Here is a 16,767-nt window from a genome sequence, read left to right as displayed (position 1 = left end):
ATGGTCGCGGCTCACCACAGGCTGCTGGCCGCGGTTGGAGGGTCGCTGGCTGATGCGCGAAGAGTCACCGTCATCCGGGCAAGGGCGGTTGTCAGGGGAAATCGTGGAGCTGAGGGTCCATGGGGTGGCGGGCGCCGGGGCCGGTCAGGTGCTCGGCTGCCGGGACGTTCGCCAGGTGGCCGGTGACCGCCGGGCCGGCTTCTACCGCCCCCGAACGCAATCCCGGCACACCAGGGGTGCAGGTGGGACGGTGCTGGAGGCGTACCAGTGGAGCGACCTGGCCTCGGGCACCGCGGCGCGGACGCTGTCCCTGGTGTTTCTGCTGCCGTTCATGCTGAGCAACGTGACGTTCTGGATGCGCCCGGCGGGAGGGGGCTTGCAGTCCGGCGTCACGGTGCTGTGCCGGCTCGTCGCGCTCACGCTGACACTGGTCTACGCGCTGACGGCGGCTGGGGTCGCCCTCGACCTCCTGGCATGGAAGTGCATGGGCTCGTCCCGCTGTCTCGCCGGCCGTGGCTGGCTGTCCTGGCTGGGCGCCCGACCGGTCGGTCTGCGCCTGGCGCTGCTGGCCCTGGTGCCGTTCGCCGCGGTGGCACTGGTGTGGTTTCTCAACGCACGACAGACTCGCTCGTACGGAGCCTTCCGGCTGCCGACCGCAAAGCCGCAGGGTGAACACCTCACGGCGCTGGACCGGTGGGACGTCTCGCCGAGGGCGAAACGTCTTCACGCGATCCACGTCGCCGCTGCTTTCGTCACGCTGGACGTCGTGCTGCTCGCCGCACGCGCCGCCGCCGGGGCTTCCGTGACGGTGGTCGTGCTGTCCGCGCTCGCTGGAGCGCTGCTGGCCACGTGTGTGGTGCTGCTCTGCGTCCCGGGCCTACTGGACTCGGCTCCGATCGCCAGCACCACGGATCGGATGCCTCTGGTGCTGCGCGCCGTAGCCGGCGGCCTGACGGTCGCGACGCTCGGGTCCGTCGCCGTGGAACCGGTCCGCTGGCCGCGGTCGAACGGACTGCCCGGGTACGACGACATCGTCGCCATTGTGTTCGTCACCCAAACGGCGCTGCTCGTCGCGCTCGCCGTACTGGTGCTGTGGCGTCCTGGCGGCCGGGACCGCCGGCCGGCGCTTCTGCGCGGGTTGGGCGCCGCCGTCGTCGCCGCAGTCGCGACGGGCCTGGCGGGGGCCCTTTCGGGCGAGCTGGTCTACCGTGCGGCGTCTCTGCTCAGCAGGCAGCCGCTCATGCTGCGGCCGAGGGACCTGGCGGTGCCGGTGCCGGCATACCGGTGGGCGATCCTGGCCTTCTTCCTGACCACGATCGCCGCCGTGACGGCGTGCGCCATCATCATCCTGTCGACCCGCACGGACCGTCGGCGAACCGCAGCAGCCATCGCGGCCCGGGATTACCCGGCTCCCCCGCCGGAGGCGAACGCCCAGGTCCGGCGAGTGGAGAGAGCGGTCATCCGGGCATCCTTCACCGAGCAGCTGGGCTCACTGGCCATAACCTACGCGTGCCTGACCGTGATCGGGCTCGCGGCCAGCGTGCTGGCTCTTGTGGGCTTGGAGCCCAACCCGCTGGCGCGGAGCCTCCTCGGCGTGCCCAGCAATGTGCTGAGCGTAGTGATGGCCATCGGCAACTATCTGATCCTCGCAGTCGTCGTCGGGCTCCTGGTGGGCGGGCTGTTCGCCTCACGGACGGCAGGATTTCGCCGCTACGTCGGAGTGCTGTGGGACCTCGGCACCTTCTGGCCCCGCGCGGCCCACCCGTTCGCGCCGCCCTGCTATACCGAGCGGGCGGTGCCCGAGCTGACGGATCGGATCTGCCAGCTGGCGCGACGCTACGACGGGGTGGTGCTCAGCGGACACAGCCAGGGGTCGGTCATTTTGGCCGCAACCGTGCTGCGACTGCCGCCAGAGGTGCGGCGACGAGTCGCGCTGCTCACCTATGCCTCCCCCCTCAAGCGACTCTGCGCCCAGCTCTACCCGGCGTACCTCGGCGGGCCGGTGCTGCACGAAATCGGCGACCAGATCGGGTGGCGCTGGCTGAACCTGTGGAGCAACACCGACCCCATCGGCGGCTGGATCTTCTCCACACAGCGGCCCGGGGACCCGCGCGCGTGCCCTCCGCCCGCTGTGTTGGTGGACCGCCGCCTACGCGACCCCGAAGACGTGCTGGCACCACCTGGGGACAGCACCCCGCCGCCGATATGGGGGCACACACCATATGAATCGGACGATCGCTACGCCGCGGCAGTCCGCGAGCTGGCAGACCGGCTGCGAGCAGATCGGGCGCAGCGCCCGTGACTCCCGGGCGGGGGTCACGGTTCGGGCACGCGACCGGAAACCGGATCGCCGGCGATCAGGCGTCCGACTAGCGTGCCGCGGATGCGGATCCGAGAGTTCATCGAGGCCGACTGGGAGCAGGTCTGGCCGATCGTCCAGGACGTCATCACCGCCCAGGAGACCTTCCCGTACGACCCAGGCTGGACCGCCGAGATATGCCACGACGTGTGGGTGGAGCGGACGCCCGGCCACACGGTGGTGGCGGAGCAGGACGGGAAGATCCTCGGCACCGCCAAGATGGGGCCGAACAAGCCCGGCCCCGGTTCGCACGTCGCCACCGCCAGTTTCATGGTGCCCGCCGCCGCCCGCGGCCGCGGCGTCGGCCGGGCCCTGTGCGAGTACGCGCTGGACTGGGCCCGCCGGCAGGGGTACGCGGCGATGCAGTTCAACGCGGTGGTGGAGGTCAACGAGGCGGCGGTGCGGCTGTATCGGCAGCTCGGGTTCACGGTGATCGGCACGGTGCCCGAGGCCTTCGCGCATCCCACCCTGGGGCGGGTGGGCCTGCACGTGATGCACCGTCCCCTGTGAACGGCGCCGGTGGGCGACGATGACGGCATGAGAGATGAGCCGATCGAGCTGACCGCCGCCCTCGCGGGCTTCGACCAGCTGTGGAGCCCACGCATCGTCACGAGGGTCAACGACTACGACGTCCGGCTCGTCAAGGTGGCCGGTGACCACGTCTGGCACACCCACGACCACACCGACGAGTTCTTCCTGGTGCTCGACGGGGAGCTGCGCATCGCGCTGCGCGACGGAGCGGACGAGCGGGAGGTGGTGCTGCCGCGCGGCGCGGTGTTCGTGGTGCCGCGCGGGGTCGAGCACCGGCCGTCCAGCGCCGAGGGCGCGTCGATCCTGATGTTCGAGCCGTCCGGCACGTCCAGTGTCGGGGACCGGCACGAGACCGTCCCCGACCACGTGGACGCCACCACCGGGCACGCCCTCTGACTTCTCAGCGCCCCGCCGGGACCTGCTCGGCGGGAGCCGGCGGGGCGCTGACCGGCCAGCCCAGCCGGCGTACCGCGGGGACGGCGGCGGTGCCGGCGCAGGCGAGGGCGACCAGCGCCCCGGCGACGGCGAGGGGCACCGGCGGGCCCCAGGCCCGGGACGCCAGCGGGGCGAGGGCGTAGCCGAGCGGCATGGCGCCCAGCGACACCAGCCAGTCGTACGAGGTGACCCGGGCGAGCACCTGCGGCGGGAACTGGCCCTGCACCACGGTCTCCCAGACCGGGTTGAGGAAGCCCAGCGCGGTCAGCGCGAGGCAGTAGGCGGCGATGACCGCGCCGGCGGGCGCGGCGACGGCGAGCAGGAGCAGCGGCGCCGCGTACGTGGCGAGGCCGAGGTTGGCCACCAGCACCGGCCGGCGGGGTCGGGCCCGGGCGGCCAGCAGCGACCCGGCGAGCATGCCGACGGCGCCGCCCTGCTGCAACAGCACCCAGACGCCCTCCCCGCCCAGGCGGTCCACTGCGACCAGCGGCCCGAGGGTGAGCAGCACCGCGGCGGCGCCGTTCCAGACGCCGTGGGCGAGCAGGCTGCTCCAGAACCAGTCGCGGGAGCGGACCTCCCGCCAGCCGAGCGCCAGGTCGGTCCGGATGGACCGGCGGGGCACGGGGACGTGGCGGACCCGGATGACCGACAGCAGCAGCGCGCTGAGGGCGAACGACAGCGCGTCGAGGACGAACGCCCAGCCGGGGCCGGCGGTCCAGATCAGCAGCCCGGCCAGGGCGGGGCCGAGCAGCCGGCTGGCGTTGGCGGTGACGCCCATCAGCGCGTTGGCGCGCTGCCGGGCGGCGGGCTCGACGGTGCCGGCGACCAGCGGTGAGGCGGTGGGCATGGCGAACGCGGAGGCCACGCCGCCGAGCGCGGCGGCCACCGCGATGTGGGTGAGCGACGGGGTGCCGCCGAGCAGTTCGGCGCCGACGACCAGTTGGGCGACGCAGCGCGCCAGGTCGGTGCCGATTGCGACGCGGCGGGCGTCGAACCGGTCGGCCACCACGCCGCCGAGGGGCAGCAGGAGCAGCCGGGGGAGCATCGCGCAGCCGAGGACGAGGGCCAGCGCGGCGGTGGAGCCGGTGGCGCGGAGCACGGCGAGGGCCAGCGCGGTGGGCACCACGGCGTCGCCGACGGCGGAGACGGTGCGGCCGAGGAAGAGCAGCCGGAAGGAGCGGAGCCGGAGCGGATGGGTCACCACGACAAGGTAGTTCGGCGTCGAATATTTCGTCAACGAATATTTCGGCGCCGACGTAGGCTGGTACCCGTGACCGACCGCGTAGATCTGCACGTGCAGCGCTGGCTGCCCGTGCTGCCCGACCTGGACCCGGACGTCGAGGGCGCGGTCACCCGGATGCAGTTCCTCACCCGGCACCTGCGCGCGGTCAAGGAACAGGCGATGGCGGACCTGGACCTGCAGACGCACGAGTTCGACACCCTGCACGCCCTGGCCGGGCGAGGCGGTCGGGGCGCGCCGTCGGAGATCGCCGGCGACCTCGGCATGGCCCCGGCCTCGATCACCGCCCGGGTGGACGGGCTGCTGCGGCGGGACTTCGTCCGCCGGATCCCCTCCACCGTCGACCGGCGCCGGGTCGACGTGGAGCTGACCGACGCCGGCCGGGCCGCCTGGCTGCGCGCGATGGACGTGGTGGGCGGCGAGGAGCACCGCCTGCTGGGCGCCCTGGCGCCGGACGAGCGCCGCCTGCTGTCGGACCTGCTGCGCCGCGTCGTCCTGGTCGCCGAGGGACCCGCCGGCTGAGCGGCGGCCCGGGAAAACGCCTCGCCGCGACGGCGGTCCCGCTGCCAGGCTGGCCGGCATGAGCACACACGCCCTGGCAGGAGCACTCGCCGACGACCGACGCCGACTGGTGTTCGCCGCGATCACCCTCGGCGACGGTGACGTCCCCGGCGTCGCCGCTCGCACCGGGCTGTCCGCCCGGGACGTCGCCACCGCCGTACGCCGGCGCGGCTCGCCGAGCGGTTCTTCGGCAGCACCGCCCGGCCGGCGGTCAGGCACCTCGACGCCTACCGCGACGGCGACTGGTCCTACGCCGCCTTCGACCTGCCCGGCGTGGACCCGGACCAGCCGCGACGGATCAGCATCACCGCGCCGGCGAACGGCAACGACCGCAGGCAGATCAACGCCTGAACACCGGGTCGGCGGGCCGCGGATACAGCCCGGCGAGCGCGTGCGCGGTGGCGGTGAACCGCTCCCGCAGCTCCGCCGGGGCGAGCACCTCCACCTCGGCGCCCAGCTTGAGCAGCTCCACGTGCCCGTGCTTGACCGACTCGATCGGCACGGTCGTCTCCAACCAGCCGGACCCGTCGGGCTCACCGGCCGCGGCCCGGGCCGCCCGGCTCATCGCCGGCGGGAAGACGTACGCCATGAACTCCAGCGCGGCCACCGTCACCCGCACCCGGGCCTCGTCGCGGTAGACGCCGCGCTCGTACCGGTCGGTCCACTCCTGCCAGAAGCCGGCCAGGTCGAAGTCGGCCGGCCGGTCGAACCGCTCGTCCAGCACCACCAGGTCGAGGATCGCGCCGACCCGGTAGGTGCGCACCTGCTCGCCGGAACGGGCCACCAGATACCAGCGGCCGGCCTTGAGCACCACGCCCAGCGGGGCGAGCAGCCGGGTCACCTCCCGCGGTGTCTTCCACCGGCGATAGCGGACCTCGACCAGCCGGTCCTCCCACACCGCGCGGGCCAGCGCGGTCAGGTGCGGGGTGGGCTCCGGGTCCCGGAACCAACCGGGCGCGTCCAGGTGGAACCGCTGCCGGGCCCGGCCGCCCCGGTCGGCCAGTTCGTCGGGGAGCGCGGCGAGCAGCTTCAGCTCCGCCGCCGCGAGCACCGGGCCGAGGCCGAGGTCGGCCGCCGGGCCGGGCATGCCGGCCAGGAAGAGCGCCTCGGCTTCCGGCGCGGTCAACCCGGTCAACCGGGTGCGGTACCCGTCCAGCAGCCGGTACCCGCCGGCCGGACCACGGTCGGCGTACACCGGCACCCCGGCGGCGCCGAGCGACTCGACGTCGCGGTAGACGGTCCGCACCGACACCTCCAGGGCGTCGGCGAGCTCCTGGGCGGTCATCCGCCCCCGGGTCTGCAGGAGCAGCAGCAGGGAGACCAGCCGGCTGGCACGCACCGGGCGACCGTAACGCCGGCCCCGAGCGGCGCCGTCGCCGGGAGGGACATCGTTCGCCGGGTCACCGGGTCACCCTGGAGGTGGTGGAGGCGGCGTTGCGCGAGTTCCGGGGCACGGTGATCATGGTCCGCCATGACGCGTATCTCGCCGGGGCGGTGGGCTTTGACCGGCGGTGACGGGTCGCCGACGGTCGGCTGACGGAGAAGGCGGTGTGACGTATGTCGGGTTCCCGTCGGGCGCGCCTCGTCGCCATTCGCCGTGAAGGCTGAGAGCCTTTCTCACATGCTGCGTCCCGACGTCCCGGTGCTGCCCCGCCCGTCGGCCCGGCCCGCCCTGACGGGCGGGCCGACTGACTTCACCGAGGCCTGGCTGCGCAACCGTCGGTTGTCGGAGCACACCCGGGACGCGTACCGGCGGGACATCGCCGGCTGGCTGGTCTGGTGCGCCGGCCGGGGTCTCGACCCGCTGCGGGCGAGCTTCCTCGACGTCAACGACTACGGCCGGGAGCTGGAGTCGACGCTCGGCGCCCGCAGTGGCCAGCCGCTCACCCCGGCCACCGTGGCGCGCCGGCTGTCCGCCCTGTCCAGCTGGTACGACTTCCTGGTCAAGCTGCGCGCCGTGGACGCCAACCCGGTCTCGGGGGCGGACCGTCCGCGGATCGACCGGGACCACTCCGCCACGGTCGGCCTCACGCCCGAGGAGGTCGACGCCCTGCTCGCGGCCGCCGAGACGGACACCGGCCCGACCGCCGCCCGCAACCGCGCCACCATCGCCCTCCTGGCCGACCTGGGGCTGCGGGTCGGCGAGCTGATCTCGCTCGACCTGACCGACCTGGGCGCCGAGCGGGGTCACCGCAGCGTGCGCTTCGTGGGCAAGGGCGGCAAGGTCCGCCGCCGCGCGCTGACCCCCGGCACCGCGTACGCGGTGGACGCCTACCTGGCCGCGCGGGCCACCGCGCAGGGGGTGACGGTGCCCGAGCTGACCGGTCCGCTGCTGGTCACCGCGACCGGCGCCCGGCTCGACCGGCACTCGGTGTTCCGGCTGGTGCGCCGGCTCGCCCAGACGGCGGGGATACCGGCCTGGGCGAAGCTGTCGCCGCATTCGCTGCGGCACGCGTTCGCCACCACTGCCCGCGCGGAGGGGGTGCCGCTGGAGGACGTCCAGGACGCCATGGGTCACGCCGACCCCCGCACCACCCGCCGGTACGACCGGGACCGGCACAACCTCGACCGCGACCCGGCGTACGTCCTCTGGGCGGCCCGGGCCCGCCGGCTAGGTTGAGGCTCCGGCACGCACCGGTGACGGAGTGAGGCGAGCCGGCCGGTAGGCCGCTCGTAAGAGTCGGCCGTCCGCCCGCGCCAGCGCCCGGGACGTCGATCGAGGCCGTCCGGGAGGTCCCCGCTGCGGGAGCGGAAAGCGTCGCCCTGCGGACGGGCGAAGCTGGCGCTCTTGGCCGAGTACGAAGGCAGCCCGGTCAGCCTGTTCCTCTACCTGGCCGGGTGTCTGCACGACGCCATCGGCGAGCTGCACAGGCTCAACCCCGGCATGACGGGAAGCGCCGCCGACATGTTCGACCGGTTCCTCGGCTGGCCGGCCCGTCACATCCGCTCCTACCGGGTGACGACGACCGGCTCCCCGCAAGCAGAGGAGGTGGAAACGTGAGCGGCATCGGTGTCAGCTGACCGGCCTCGACTCGAAGGGCTGGTCGTCAGCCGTCGGCGAGGAACAGCAGTCACGTCAGGTGATGTTCCGGCTCAAGCGTCGTACGGCGGTCGTACGGTCGGGCGATGCGACACGGACTGGAGATCTCCTGCGGTGGCCCGTCCATGACCGCGTCCCTCCTGGTCGAGTTGGGGGAGCTGGCCGAGCGCGCCGGCTGGGACGGGGTGTTCTTCGAGGGACTTGACGTGCTGGTCGGGCTGCTCGGCGGCGACCGGGTGCAGCATCGGGGCGTCCACTACCGGGCCGACGGAGTGGCCCTTCGCCCGGCGCCGGTGCAGACGCCCCGGGTGCCGGTGTGGGTGGGCGGCAGCACCCAGGCGGAGGCGGTGCTGCGCCGCGCCGCCCGCGCCGACGGCATCGTGCCGTACAAACTCACCGATACCGACGGCTGGTCCGACTTCACCCCCGAGGAGGTGCACGACCTGGTGGCCGCGCTGCCGGCGACCCGCGCCGACGGTCAGCCGTTCGACGTAGCCGTCGGCGGCCGGCGGCGCCGCCCCGACGAGCGCGCCGAGCGGGCGTACGTGGCGGAGTTGGCGGCGGCCGGCGCCACCTGGTGGCTGGAGTTCATCAAGGCCGGTGACCCGCGGACCGCTGCGCTGACCGGTCAGGCTCGCCGGCTGCCGGGCCGCTCCCGGGCGTCGTAGGCCAGCCGAGCCCGGTCGACCTTGTCGAGGTTGGCGGAGGACCACTCCGCGAGGGTGGCGAACAGCGGCGCGAGGCTGCGCCCCAGGTCGCTGATCTCGTATTCCACCCGGGGCGGAACCTCGGGGTGGTAGGTGCGCACGACGAGGCCGTCGCGTTCCAGTTGCCGCAGCCGTTGGGTGAGCACCTTCGGGGTGATGGTGACGAGGCGGCGTTCCAGCTCGACGAACCGCTGCCGGCCGTACTCGTGCAGCGCCCAGAGGATCGGCGTGGTCCAGCGGCTGAACACGATGTCGACCACCGGGGCGATCGGGCAGGCCTGCTCCGGGTCGACGTCCACTCGGGACGCCGGGGCGGTGGTGTCGGTCACAATCACTCCCTCGGGCCATTACTTTCCTCTAGGTACCTACTATACACAGGAAGGTAGCGTCCTCTCAGTCCACAAACGAACTGGGAGGAATTGCCATGATCGTGGTGACGGGAGCGACGGGGAACGTGGGGCGGCCGCTGGTGCGGGCGCTGGCGGCGGCCGGCGAGCAGGTGACGGCCGTGTCCCGGCAGGTGTCGGCGGCGGACGTACCATCGCGGGTGCGTCCGGTGGTGGCCGACCTGTCCGACCCGGCAGGCCTGAAGGTGGCGCTCGACGGCGCGGAGGCGCTGTTCCTGCTGCTGACCGGTGACCTGCTGGCCGGCGATGCCGACCCGAGCGGCATCCTCGACGCCGCGCGGGACGCCGGCGTACGGCGGGTGGTCTTCCTGTCCTCGCAGGGCGTCGCGACCGGGCGGCATCCGGCACAGCTGGAGGAGGCCGTGACGGGGTCCGGTCTGGACTGGACGGTGCTGCGCCCCGGCGGCTTCCACTCCAACGCCTTGCAGTGGGCCGGGACGGTACGGGAGCATCGGCTGGTCGCGGCGCCGTTCGGCGACGTCGCGTTGCCGACCGTCGACCCGGCCGACATCGCGGCGGTCGCCGCCGTCGCGCTGCGGGAGCCCGGCCATGCCGGTGCGACGTACGAGCTGACCGGGCCGGAGCCGATCTCGCCGCGGCAGCAGGCGGCGGCGATCGGGCGGGCGCTGGGCGAGCCGGTGCGCTTCGTCGAGCAGAGCGCCGCCCAGGCCCGGGCGCAGCTGCTGCGCTTCATGCCCGAGCCCGTCGTGGCGGCCACCCTCGGCATCCTGGGCACACCCTCGCCGGCCGAGCAGCGGGTGCGCCCCGACGTCGAGCGGGTCCTCGGCAGCCCGCCGCGCCCGTTCGCCGAGTGGGCGCTGGGCAGCATCGACGCCTTCCGCTGACGGGCCGACTCACCGGCTCGCCGGGCGGCTCACGACCGCCCGGCGAGCGGGACTCAGTCCTGCCGGCGGGGGCAGATGCAGAATGGCTGGCCGATCGGGTCGATCAGCACCACCCAGCGCTCGCCGCCGGGCTGGAACTCCGGCTTCGCCGCGCCGGCCGCCACGAACTCCTTCTCCGCGACGGTGAGGTCGTCGACGTAGAGGTCGAGGTGGTAGCGCTTGCCGGCGGTCTCGTCGGGCCAGGCGGGCGGCGTGTAGCCGGGCACCAGCCCGAACCCGACGGAGATCCCCTCTTTGCTGATCATGGCGTACTCGGCCTGGCTGTGGGTGATCTCCCAGCCCAGCACGCGGGAGTAGAACCCGGCGTGGGCGACCGGGTCGGAGCTGTCGAGGTTGACCATGGCGAGGTCGGCGGTCACTGTCATGCCGGCCAGTCTCGCTGCCGTACCTGACACCTTATGGCAGGTACGGCAGGCGGTTTCAGCGGAGCACCTCGAGCTGCAGACGATGCCGCCGCCAACGCGGCAGGGGGCGATGTGCCTGCGCGGGGACGTATCGGGCGCTTACGGTCGATGCTGATGGGCGGTGAGCGGGCGTGGAGCAGGCCGGCCCGGCGGCGCCGGCCGGTGCGCACCGGCCTGCTGCTGGGCGGCTTCGGGTTGGGCCTGTGCCTGATCGGGGTGGCCGGTCTCGCCGTCTGGAACGTGCAGGTGTTGATGCAGGCCAACGGGCCGGTGCGGGACACCGCCGACGGGTTCTTCCGGGACGTGTCCGCCGGGGACACCGACCAGGCGTACGAGTGGTTGTGCTCAGACACCCGCAAGAGGTGGAGCGCGATCGGCTTCGGCAGCTGGTTGCGGACCCCGCCGCAGGTCACCGGCTACGAGATCACCGACGTGTCGATCTCCACCCTGCGCGGCCGGCCGCGCGCCACGGTGACCGTGCGGGTGACCCGCGACGGCGGGGCCAGCGAGGAGCGCGAACTCCCCGTGATCCAGGAGAACGGAAAGTGGCGGGTCTGCGGGGACCCGTTCTGACGCCTCAGCCGCGCGGGCCGAGGTCGCCGGAGCGGTAGTGGCGACGGCAGAGCACCTGGTAGCGCACGTCGGCGCTGTCCATGGTGTCGCCGATGACGACCTGCTCGCCTTCGCGGACCACCCGCCCGTCGACCACCCGGGCGTTGAGCAGCCCTTCCCGGCCGCACCAGCAGAGCACCTCGACCTGGATGCGGGCCACCTCGTCGGCGAGCTCGAACAGCCGCTGCGCGGCCGGGAACAGGCAGGAGCGGAAGTCGGTGGCCAGGCCGAAGGCATACACGTCGACGTCGAAGTTGTCGACCAGGTCGGCCATCTGCTCGACGTGCGCCAGGTCGTAGAAGGAGGCTTCGTCGCAGATGAGGTAGTCCACGCGTACCCCCTCGGCCCAGGCGTCGCGGACCAGGTCGCGCAGGTCGAGGGCGTCGGTGACCTCGATGGCGGAGTGGGCCAGGCCGATGCGGGTGGTGACCTGCGGGCCGAGCGAGCGGTCGATGCGGGTGGTGACCAGGCCGCGGCGGCCCTGGCGGGCGTGGTTGTAGTTCATCTGCAGGGCCATGGTGGACTTGCCGCAGTCCATCGGGCCCCAGAAGAACTTCAGCGCGGCGGCGTGCAGTGGACGCCCGTTGACGCCGCGGGCGGCGGCGCAGCCGCCGGCGCGGGTGTCATCCGGTCCCGGGAGGGGCCGGGCCAGGCAGATCGGGGCGGCAGCGGCGTCGTCGGTCACGTCGGGGCAGCCTAGTCCATCGATCGGCCCGGATCCGGCCCGTGGCGTCCGGGGCTACAGCACCCGGGGCGGGGTGTTGCCCGCGGCGACGATGGCCCGCCGGATCGGCACGGCGGCCAGCAGCGCGAACCCGACCACGAAGAAGATCAGCAGTGAGACCAGGCCCACCCGGTAGGAGGCGGTGAGCTGGAACACCAGGCCGAAGGCGAGCGGCCCGAGCCAGCTGGTGCCCTTGTCGCTGATCTCGTAGAAGCCGTAGTACTCGCCCTCCTTGCCGGCGGGGATGAGCTGGCTGAACAGCGACCGGCTCAGTGCCTGGCTGCCGCCGAGGACCAGGCCGATCGCCCCGCCGAGGACCATGAACGGCAGTGGCGCCTCGGCGGGCAGCCGGAACGCGGCGATGATCACACCGGTCCAGAGCACCAGGCTGATCAGCACGGTCTTCCACGCGCCGATGCGCCCGGCGAGCGCGCCGAGCGCCAGCGCACCGCCGAAGGCGAGGAACTGCACCAGCAGGATCGTCACGATCAGGGTGCTCTGCTCCAGCCGCAGCTCCTTGGTGCCGTACTGGCTGGCCAGGGTGATGACGGTCTGGATGCCGTCGTTGTAGACCAGGAAGGCGAGCAGGAAGAACAGCGTCAGCGGGTACGCCTTGATATTCCGCAGGGTGTGGCCGAGCTGCCGGAACCCGTCGGTGAGCACGTTGCCGCCGCCGACCCGGGCTGCCGCGGCGGCGGCGGGGTGTTCGCGCAGCCAACGCAGCGGCAGCAGGGTGAACGCCGCCCACCACACGCCCGCGGACACGATCGACCAGCGGGCCAGGTCGAGCGTGCGCTGCGGGTTGCCATCCTCGCTGAGCACGGTGACCGCGACCAGATTCAGCGCGAGCAGCAGACCGCCGCCGAGGTAGCCGATGGCCCAGCCGCGGCTGGAGATGCCGTCACGCTCGTCGGGGCCGCCGAGCTGCGGCAGGAACGAGTTGTAGACCACCACGGCCGCGCCGAAGGAGATGTTCGCGATCAGGAACAGCGCCCCGCCGAGCAGGTAGCGCTCGCCGGTGACGAAGGCGAAGGCGATGGTGGCGCCGGCGCCGGTGAACGCGGCGGCGGCCAGCAGCCGCTTCTTGTGCATCGACCGGTCGGCGATCGCGCCCATCACCGGCAGCACGAAGACGGTGAGGAAGACCGACAGCGAGATCAGGTACGGGTAGTAGGAGCCGGCGGCGACCCGGATGCCGAGCGGGTGCACGTACCCCTCGCAGCTGTCCGCGCCCAGTTCGCAGCCGGCCGCCAGTTCGGTGACCGTGGTCAGGAACGGGCCGAGGAAGACCGTGATGACGGTCGTCTGGAAGGCCGAGTTGGCCCAGTCGTAGAGGTACCAGCCGCGCCGCTCGCGGCGGGTGCTCGACGGTGGCTCGTGCAGGATCGGACTGACCGTCTCGGCCATCGGTTCCTCCGCCAGGAGTTCAGGCGGCCCAGTGGCCGCGGCTGCGGTAGACGTCGCGCAGCACGCCGACGTGATCGGTCATGATGCCATCCACGCCGAGATCAAGTAAGTCGTGCATCTCGGCAGGTTCGTCGATCGTCCAGACGTGCACCTGCAACCCGATCCGGTGGCAGTACGCCAGGAACCGTCGGTCGACCACGGGGATGCGTCCGTAGCGGACCGGGACCTGGGCGGCGACCACGGACGGCGGCAGCCGCAGCGACCGCCCGTGCAGGGAGGCCATCCGCAGTCGGGCCACCCCGCGCATGCCGAGGCTGGTGGCGACCTTCGGCCCGGCCAGGGCGCGCAGCCGGGTCAGCCGGGCGTCGCTGAAGGAGGCGAGCAGCACCCGCTCGCCGGCGCCGGTCCGGGTGACGGTGGCGACGGTGGGTTCGACGCCGCCGTCGGCCTTGACGTCAATGTTGAAGCGGACCTCCGGCCAGGCGGCGAGGACCTCGTCGAGGCGGGGCACCACGGCGGCGCCGCCGACGCGTACCGAGGCCAGGTCGGCCCAGCGCAGGTCGGCGATGCGCCCCGGCTCGCCGGTCACCCGGCGCAGGGTGGCGTCGTGGAAGACCACCGCCACCCCGTCGGCGGTGGCGTGCACATCGGTCTCGACATACCGGTAGCCCAGGGCGATGGCGCGGGCGAACGCGGCGGCGGTGTTCTCGTCGCCGTCGGCCGCGCCGCCACGGTGGGCGAAGGCGATCGGCGCGGGGGCGTCGAGGTAGCCGGAGCGGGGCTGCACGCCCGGCAGTATGCCCGCGCCCCGTGGCCTACGGGTGACCGGCCGGCGATCACCAGACGCCGGATCCGCCACGTTCTGGATGGCGTGCTTCCCTATCGTTACCTATCCCGCCTAGCATGGGCCCCGATGAGTGAAGATATGTATTCGGTCGAGCAGGTCGCCGGCCGGCTCGGCCTGCACCCGCGCACCGTGCGCGGCTACATCCGCGCCGGCCGCCTGAAGGCGGTGCGGATCGGCAAGCAGTACCGGATCGCCCGCGCCGACCTCGACGCGCTGACCGGCCGGGCGGCGTCGGCCCGGCCGGCCGCGGCCCCCGCGGTGGAGGTGTCGAGCATCGTGCAGGTCGACGGCGTCGACCGGGCCGCGGCCGACCGGCTGGGCACCCTCGTCCTGGCCGGGGCGAACACCGTCCACGATCCCGCGCAACCGCTGCGCGTCCAGACCGTCCACGACGAGGAGCGCCAGCGCATGAAGATCGTCATCCTGGGTGGCGCCGCGGCCACCGCCGACGTGCTGCACCTGCTCGACGCCGTCCTCGACGGCGGCAACGGCCTGCTCGCCGGGGAGGCCGACGATGCCTGACGTGGTGCAGCAGCGGATGGGCGTGCCGGTGCTGGTGTGCGACCCGGCCGGCCCGCCGGTGGCCACCGAGCGCGACGCGCTGGACCTGATCAGCGCGGCGTTCCTCGGCGCCGAGGTGGTGGCCGTGCCCGCGAGCCGGCTCGGCGACGACTTCTTCTCCCTGGGCACCCGCTTCGCCGGCGAGATCATGCAGAAGTTCGTCAACTACCGGCTGCGCCTGGCCGTGGTGGGTGACATCTCCCGGCACCTCGCCGCCAGCGCGGCCCTGCGCGCCCTGGTCCACGAGTCGAACCGGGCCGAGCACGTGTGGTTCGTCCCCGACCTCGACGCGCTCGACGCCCGGCTGGCCGGAGCGCAGCCACACCGTTGATCAGGCCAGCCAGCCGGCGGTGATCGTGGCGACCGCGAGGCCGTCGAGGTCGGCGAGTTTCGCCCCGACGAACTGGCGGGCGGTGGTCGAGGTCTGCACGCGCGGCGCCGGCTCCGGGTCGGTCAGGGTCGCGACCACCGCCGCGGCGGCGTCCGCCGGGGACTGCGCGGCCGCGAACGCGCCGGCGGTGCGGTCCAGGTACGCCCGCAGCGCCGGCGCGTACACCCCGGCCTGCGCGACGGCGGCGTCCCGGTCGACGCCGGCGTTGGCGACGAACTCGCTGGCCACCGCGCCGGGCTCGACCACGGTGACGGTGACCCCGACGGTCGCGGCGACCGGGGCGAGGGACTCCATGAAGCCCTCGACCGCGAACTTCGCCGCGCAGTACGCCTCGTTGAACGGCTGCCCGACCACCCCGCCGACGCTGGTGACCGTGACCAGCCGCCCCAGGCTGGCGCGCAGATGCGGCAGCGCGGCCCGGCTGACGTGCAGGACGCCGAAGAAGTTGACCTCCATGACGGCCCGTACGTCGTCGACGGTCTCCTGCTCCAGGGTGCCCACGTGCCCGGCCCCGGCGTTGTTGACCACCGCGTCGAGGCGCCCGTGGTCGGCGATCACGTCGGCCACGCAGGCGCCCACCGAGGCCTCGTCGACCACGTCGAGCCGGCGTACCTCGACCAGGTCGGCGACCCCGGCGGCAGCGGCGGCGCGGCGCAGCGCGTCGGCGCGCGACACGTCGCGCATGGTGGCCACGGCCCGCCAGCCGGCGCGGGCCGCTCCGACGGCGATCTCCAGGCCGATGCCGGTGGACGTGCCGGTGACCAGCACAGTCGGTCCGCCCATGGCCGCCCTCCTCCGCGGGACGCGGTGCCCCGGCCCGAAGAGTCTCACCGTTCGGGTGCGCTCGAAGGCAAATCAGCCCGACGGGCGCCGCCGGTATGACCGCGTGGTCTCGCTGGGGCGGCCGGGGTCGACGTGCCGGGGGCGGTCCGGCTCGTCGGGGCGCAGCGGCGCCAGGTCGTGGGTGATCGCGTCGATGATCCGGTCGGTGGCCCGCCGGGCCGCCCCGGGGGCGCCGGGGTCCAGGTCGCGCAGCGCCACCGGGGCGCCGAAGTGCACCCGGATCGTCGGCCGGCGTACCAGCGCCCGGGCCAGGCCGCGCAGCATCCCCTTGGGCGCGCGGTACGGCAGCACCTCGTGGGAGCCCCACTGGGCGACCGGGATGACGGGGGCGCGGCTGGCGAGGGCGAGCCGGGCGGCGCCGGTCTTGCCGCGCTCGGGCCACATGCCGGGGTCCAGCCCGATCCGTCCCTCGGGGTAGAGCAGGATCACCGAGCCGCCGGCGACGGCCGACGCGGCGGTGTCCAGGGCCTGGTGGACCGAGGTGGTGCCGCGGTCGACGCGGATGTGTCCGGCCCGGCGCATCAGCGACCCGATGACGGGGGTGCGGAACAACCCCGCGGTGGCCATGATCCGCGGAGCGACGCCCCGGGCGCGGCAGGCGGCGGCGAGGACCACCGGGTCGAACGGGCTGATGTGGTTGGCGGCCAGGATCAGCGGCCCTCGGCGCAGCTCGGCCGGCACGTCGCCGGTGACCTCGAGGTGGCCGAGCGCGCCGACGACGGCGCGGGCGAGCAGTTGGGCGGCGCGCCAGAGCAGCGGCGGTCGCCACCCGGTCGGGGTGCTGTTCATCAGT

General features: G+C 73.5%; 20 protein-coding genes. 11 read left to right on the top strand and 9 right to left on the bottom strand.

Annotated features, from left to right (window positions below; genetic code table 11):
- Positions 1–250: 250 nt before the first annotated feature.
- From GA0070613_RS25215 to GA0070613_RS25205, 3 genes are all read left to right on the top strand, one after another.
- Entirely contained in the window at positions 251–2,302 is a 2,052-nt protein-coding gene (locus GA0070613_RS25215) for a hypothetical protein (RefSeq protein ID WP_231929459.1), read from the top strand.
- 81 nt (positions 2,303–2,383) lie between these two features.
- Positions 2,384–2,869: a GNAT family N-acetyltransferase gene (locus GA0070613_RS25210; protein ID WP_089016185.1), complete on the top strand. Its 486-nt coding sequence runs from the start codon at positions 2,384–2,386 to the stop codon at positions 2,867–2,869.
- A gap of 27 nt (positions 2,870–2,896) precedes the next feature.
- Positions 2,897–3,286 carry a cupin domain-containing protein gene (locus GA0070613_RS25205; RefSeq protein ID WP_089014547.1) on the top strand — a complete coding sequence of 130 codons (390 nt, stop codon included), beginning with the start codon at positions 2,897–2,899 and terminating at the stop codon, positions 3,284–3,286.
- A 4-nt stretch (positions 3,287–3,290) separates the two neighbouring features.
- On the opposite strand, the gene GA0070613_RS25200 is transcribed toward GA0070613_RS25205, so the two are convergent.
- Positions 3,291–4,526 (bottom strand): MFS transporter, encoded by a 1,236-nt coding sequence (locus GA0070613_RS25200; RefSeq protein WP_089016184.1) that lies wholly within the window; start codon positions 4,524–4,526, stop codon positions 3,291–3,293.
- A 69-nt stretch (positions 4,527–4,595) separates the two neighbouring features.
- Between GA0070613_RS25200 and GA0070613_RS25195 the strand changes: the two genes are divergently transcribed.
- The gene (locus GA0070613_RS25195) at positions 4,596–5,087 is read left to right on the top strand and encodes a MarR family winged helix-turn-helix transcriptional regulator (protein WP_197698983.1); all 492 of its coding nucleotides are present in this window, start codon (positions 4,596–4,598) and stop codon (positions 5,085–5,087) included.
- Positions 5,088–5,466: 379 nt separating this feature from the next.
- Here GA0070613_RS25195 and GA0070613_RS25185 read toward each other — a convergent pair whose 3' ends face one another.
- On the bottom strand, positions 5,467–6,465 hold the full coding sequence (locus GA0070613_RS25185) for a helix-turn-helix transcriptional regulator (protein ID WP_089014545.1): 999 nt from the start codon (positions 6,463–6,465) through the stop codon (positions 5,467–5,469).
- Positions 6,466–6,747: 282 nt separating this feature from the next.
- Between GA0070613_RS25185 and GA0070613_RS25180 the strand changes: the two genes are divergently transcribed.
- From GA0070613_RS25180 to GA0070613_RS25170, 3 genes are all read left to right on the top strand, one after another.
- A complete protein-coding gene (locus GA0070613_RS25180; protein WP_089014544.1) occupies positions 6,748–7,746 on the top strand; it encodes a tyrosine-type recombinase/integrase in 999 nt (332 codons plus the stop codon).
- 120 nt (positions 7,747–7,866) lie between these two features.
- On the top strand, positions 7,867–8,127 hold the full coding sequence (locus tag GA0070613_RS25175; protein WP_089014543.1) for a hypothetical protein: 261 nt from the start codon (positions 7,867–7,869) through the stop codon (positions 8,125–8,127).
- Positions 8,128–8,252: 125 nt separating this feature from the next.
- The gene (locus GA0070613_RS25170) at positions 8,253–8,834 is read left to right on the top strand and encodes an LLM class flavin-dependent oxidoreductase (RefSeq protein ID WP_089014542.1); all 582 of its coding nucleotides are present in this window, start codon (positions 8,253–8,255) and stop codon (positions 8,832–8,834) included.
- Here GA0070613_RS25170 and GA0070613_RS25165 read toward each other — a convergent pair.
- Positions 8,795–9,202, bottom strand: coding sequence for a winged helix-turn-helix transcriptional regulator (locus GA0070613_RS25165; RefSeq protein WP_231929458.1), 408 nt, complete (start codon positions 9,200–9,202; stop codon positions 8,795–8,797). The genes GA0070613_RS25170 and GA0070613_RS25165 overlap by 40 nt on opposite strands.
- Before the next feature lie 95 nt (positions 9,203–9,297).
- Here GA0070613_RS25165 and GA0070613_RS25160 point away from each other — a divergent pair, with 95 nt between their 5' ends.
- Complete coding sequence (locus GA0070613_RS25160) at positions 9,298–10,125, top strand: SDR family oxidoreductase (protein ID WP_089014541.1); 828 nt, start codon at positions 9,298–9,300, stop codon at positions 10,123–10,125.
- Between the two features lie 53 nt (positions 10,126–10,178).
- On the opposite strand, the gene GA0070613_RS25155 is transcribed toward GA0070613_RS25160, so the two are convergent.
- On the bottom strand, positions 10,179–10,550 hold the full coding sequence (locus tag GA0070613_RS25155) for a VOC family protein (RefSeq protein WP_089014540.1): 372 nt from the start codon (positions 10,548–10,550) through the stop codon (positions 10,179–10,181).
- A 153-nt stretch (positions 10,551–10,703) separates the two neighbouring features.
- Between GA0070613_RS25155 and GA0070613_RS25150 the strand changes: the two genes are divergently transcribed.
- Positions 10,704–11,162, top strand: a complete 459-nt coding sequence (locus GA0070613_RS25150; protein WP_089016182.1) for an Rv0361 family membrane protein — start codon at positions 10,704–10,706, stop codon at positions 11,160–11,162.
- Between the two features lie 4 nt (positions 11,163–11,166).
- Here GA0070613_RS25150 and GA0070613_RS25145 read toward each other — a convergent pair whose 3' ends face one another.
- The 3 genes from GA0070613_RS25145 to GA0070613_RS25135 are packed head-to-tail and all read right to left on the bottom strand — an operon-like array spanning position 11,167 to position 14,119.
- Complete coding sequence (locus tag GA0070613_RS25145) at positions 11,167–11,886, bottom strand: thymidine kinase (RefSeq protein WP_089014539.1); 720 nt, start codon at positions 11,884–11,886, stop codon at positions 11,167–11,169.
- Between the two features lie 54 nt (positions 11,887–11,940).
- Positions 11,941–13,332, bottom strand: a complete 1,392-nt coding sequence (locus GA0070613_RS25140) for an MFS transporter (RefSeq protein WP_089014538.1) — start codon at positions 13,330–13,332, stop codon at positions 11,941–11,943.
- Between the two features lie 19 nt (positions 13,333–13,351).
- Positions 13,352–14,119 carry a glycerophosphodiester phosphodiesterase gene (locus tag GA0070613_RS25135; RefSeq protein ID WP_089014537.1) on the bottom strand — a complete coding sequence of 256 codons (768 nt, stop codon included), beginning with the start codon at positions 14,117–14,119 and terminating at the stop codon, positions 13,352–13,354.
- Positions 14,120–14,245: 126 nt separating this feature from the next.
- On the opposite strand from GA0070613_RS25135, the gene GA0070613_RS25130 reads away from it, so the two are divergent.
- Both GA0070613_RS25130 and GA0070613_RS25125 read left to right on the top strand, forming a co-directional pair.
- Positions 14,246–14,701 (top strand): helix-turn-helix domain-containing protein, encoded by a 456-nt coding sequence (locus GA0070613_RS25130; protein WP_231929457.1) that lies wholly within the window; start codon positions 14,246–14,248, stop codon positions 14,699–14,701.
- On the top strand, positions 14,694–15,071 hold the full coding sequence (locus GA0070613_RS25125; RefSeq protein WP_089014535.1) for a DUF4180 domain-containing protein: 378 nt from the start codon (positions 14,694–14,696) through the stop codon (positions 15,069–15,071). The genes GA0070613_RS25130 and GA0070613_RS25125 overlap by 8 nt, the downstream gene beginning before the upstream one ends.
- Here GA0070613_RS25125 and GA0070613_RS25120 read toward each other — a convergent pair whose 3' ends face one another.
- Entirely contained in the window at positions 15,072–15,914 is an 843-nt protein-coding gene (locus GA0070613_RS25120; RefSeq protein WP_089014534.1) for an SDR family NAD(P)-dependent oxidoreductase, read from the bottom strand. It abuts the gene before it with no gap.
- Positions 15,915–15,986: 72 nt separating this feature from the next.
- Positions 15,987–16,763, bottom strand: coding sequence for a lysophospholipid acyltransferase family protein (locus GA0070613_RS25115; RefSeq protein ID WP_089014533.1), 777 nt, complete (start codon positions 16,761–16,763; stop codon positions 15,987–15,989).
- Between the last annotated feature and the right edge of the window lie 4 nt (positions 16,764–16,767).

It is taken from the genome of Micromonospora inositola, from assembly GCF_900090285.1.
Classification (GTDB): domain Bacteria; phylum Actinomycetota; class Actinomycetes; order Mycobacteriales; family Micromonosporaceae; genus Micromonospora; species Micromonospora inositola.
This window is presented reverse-complemented; position numbering and strand designations above follow the sequence as displayed.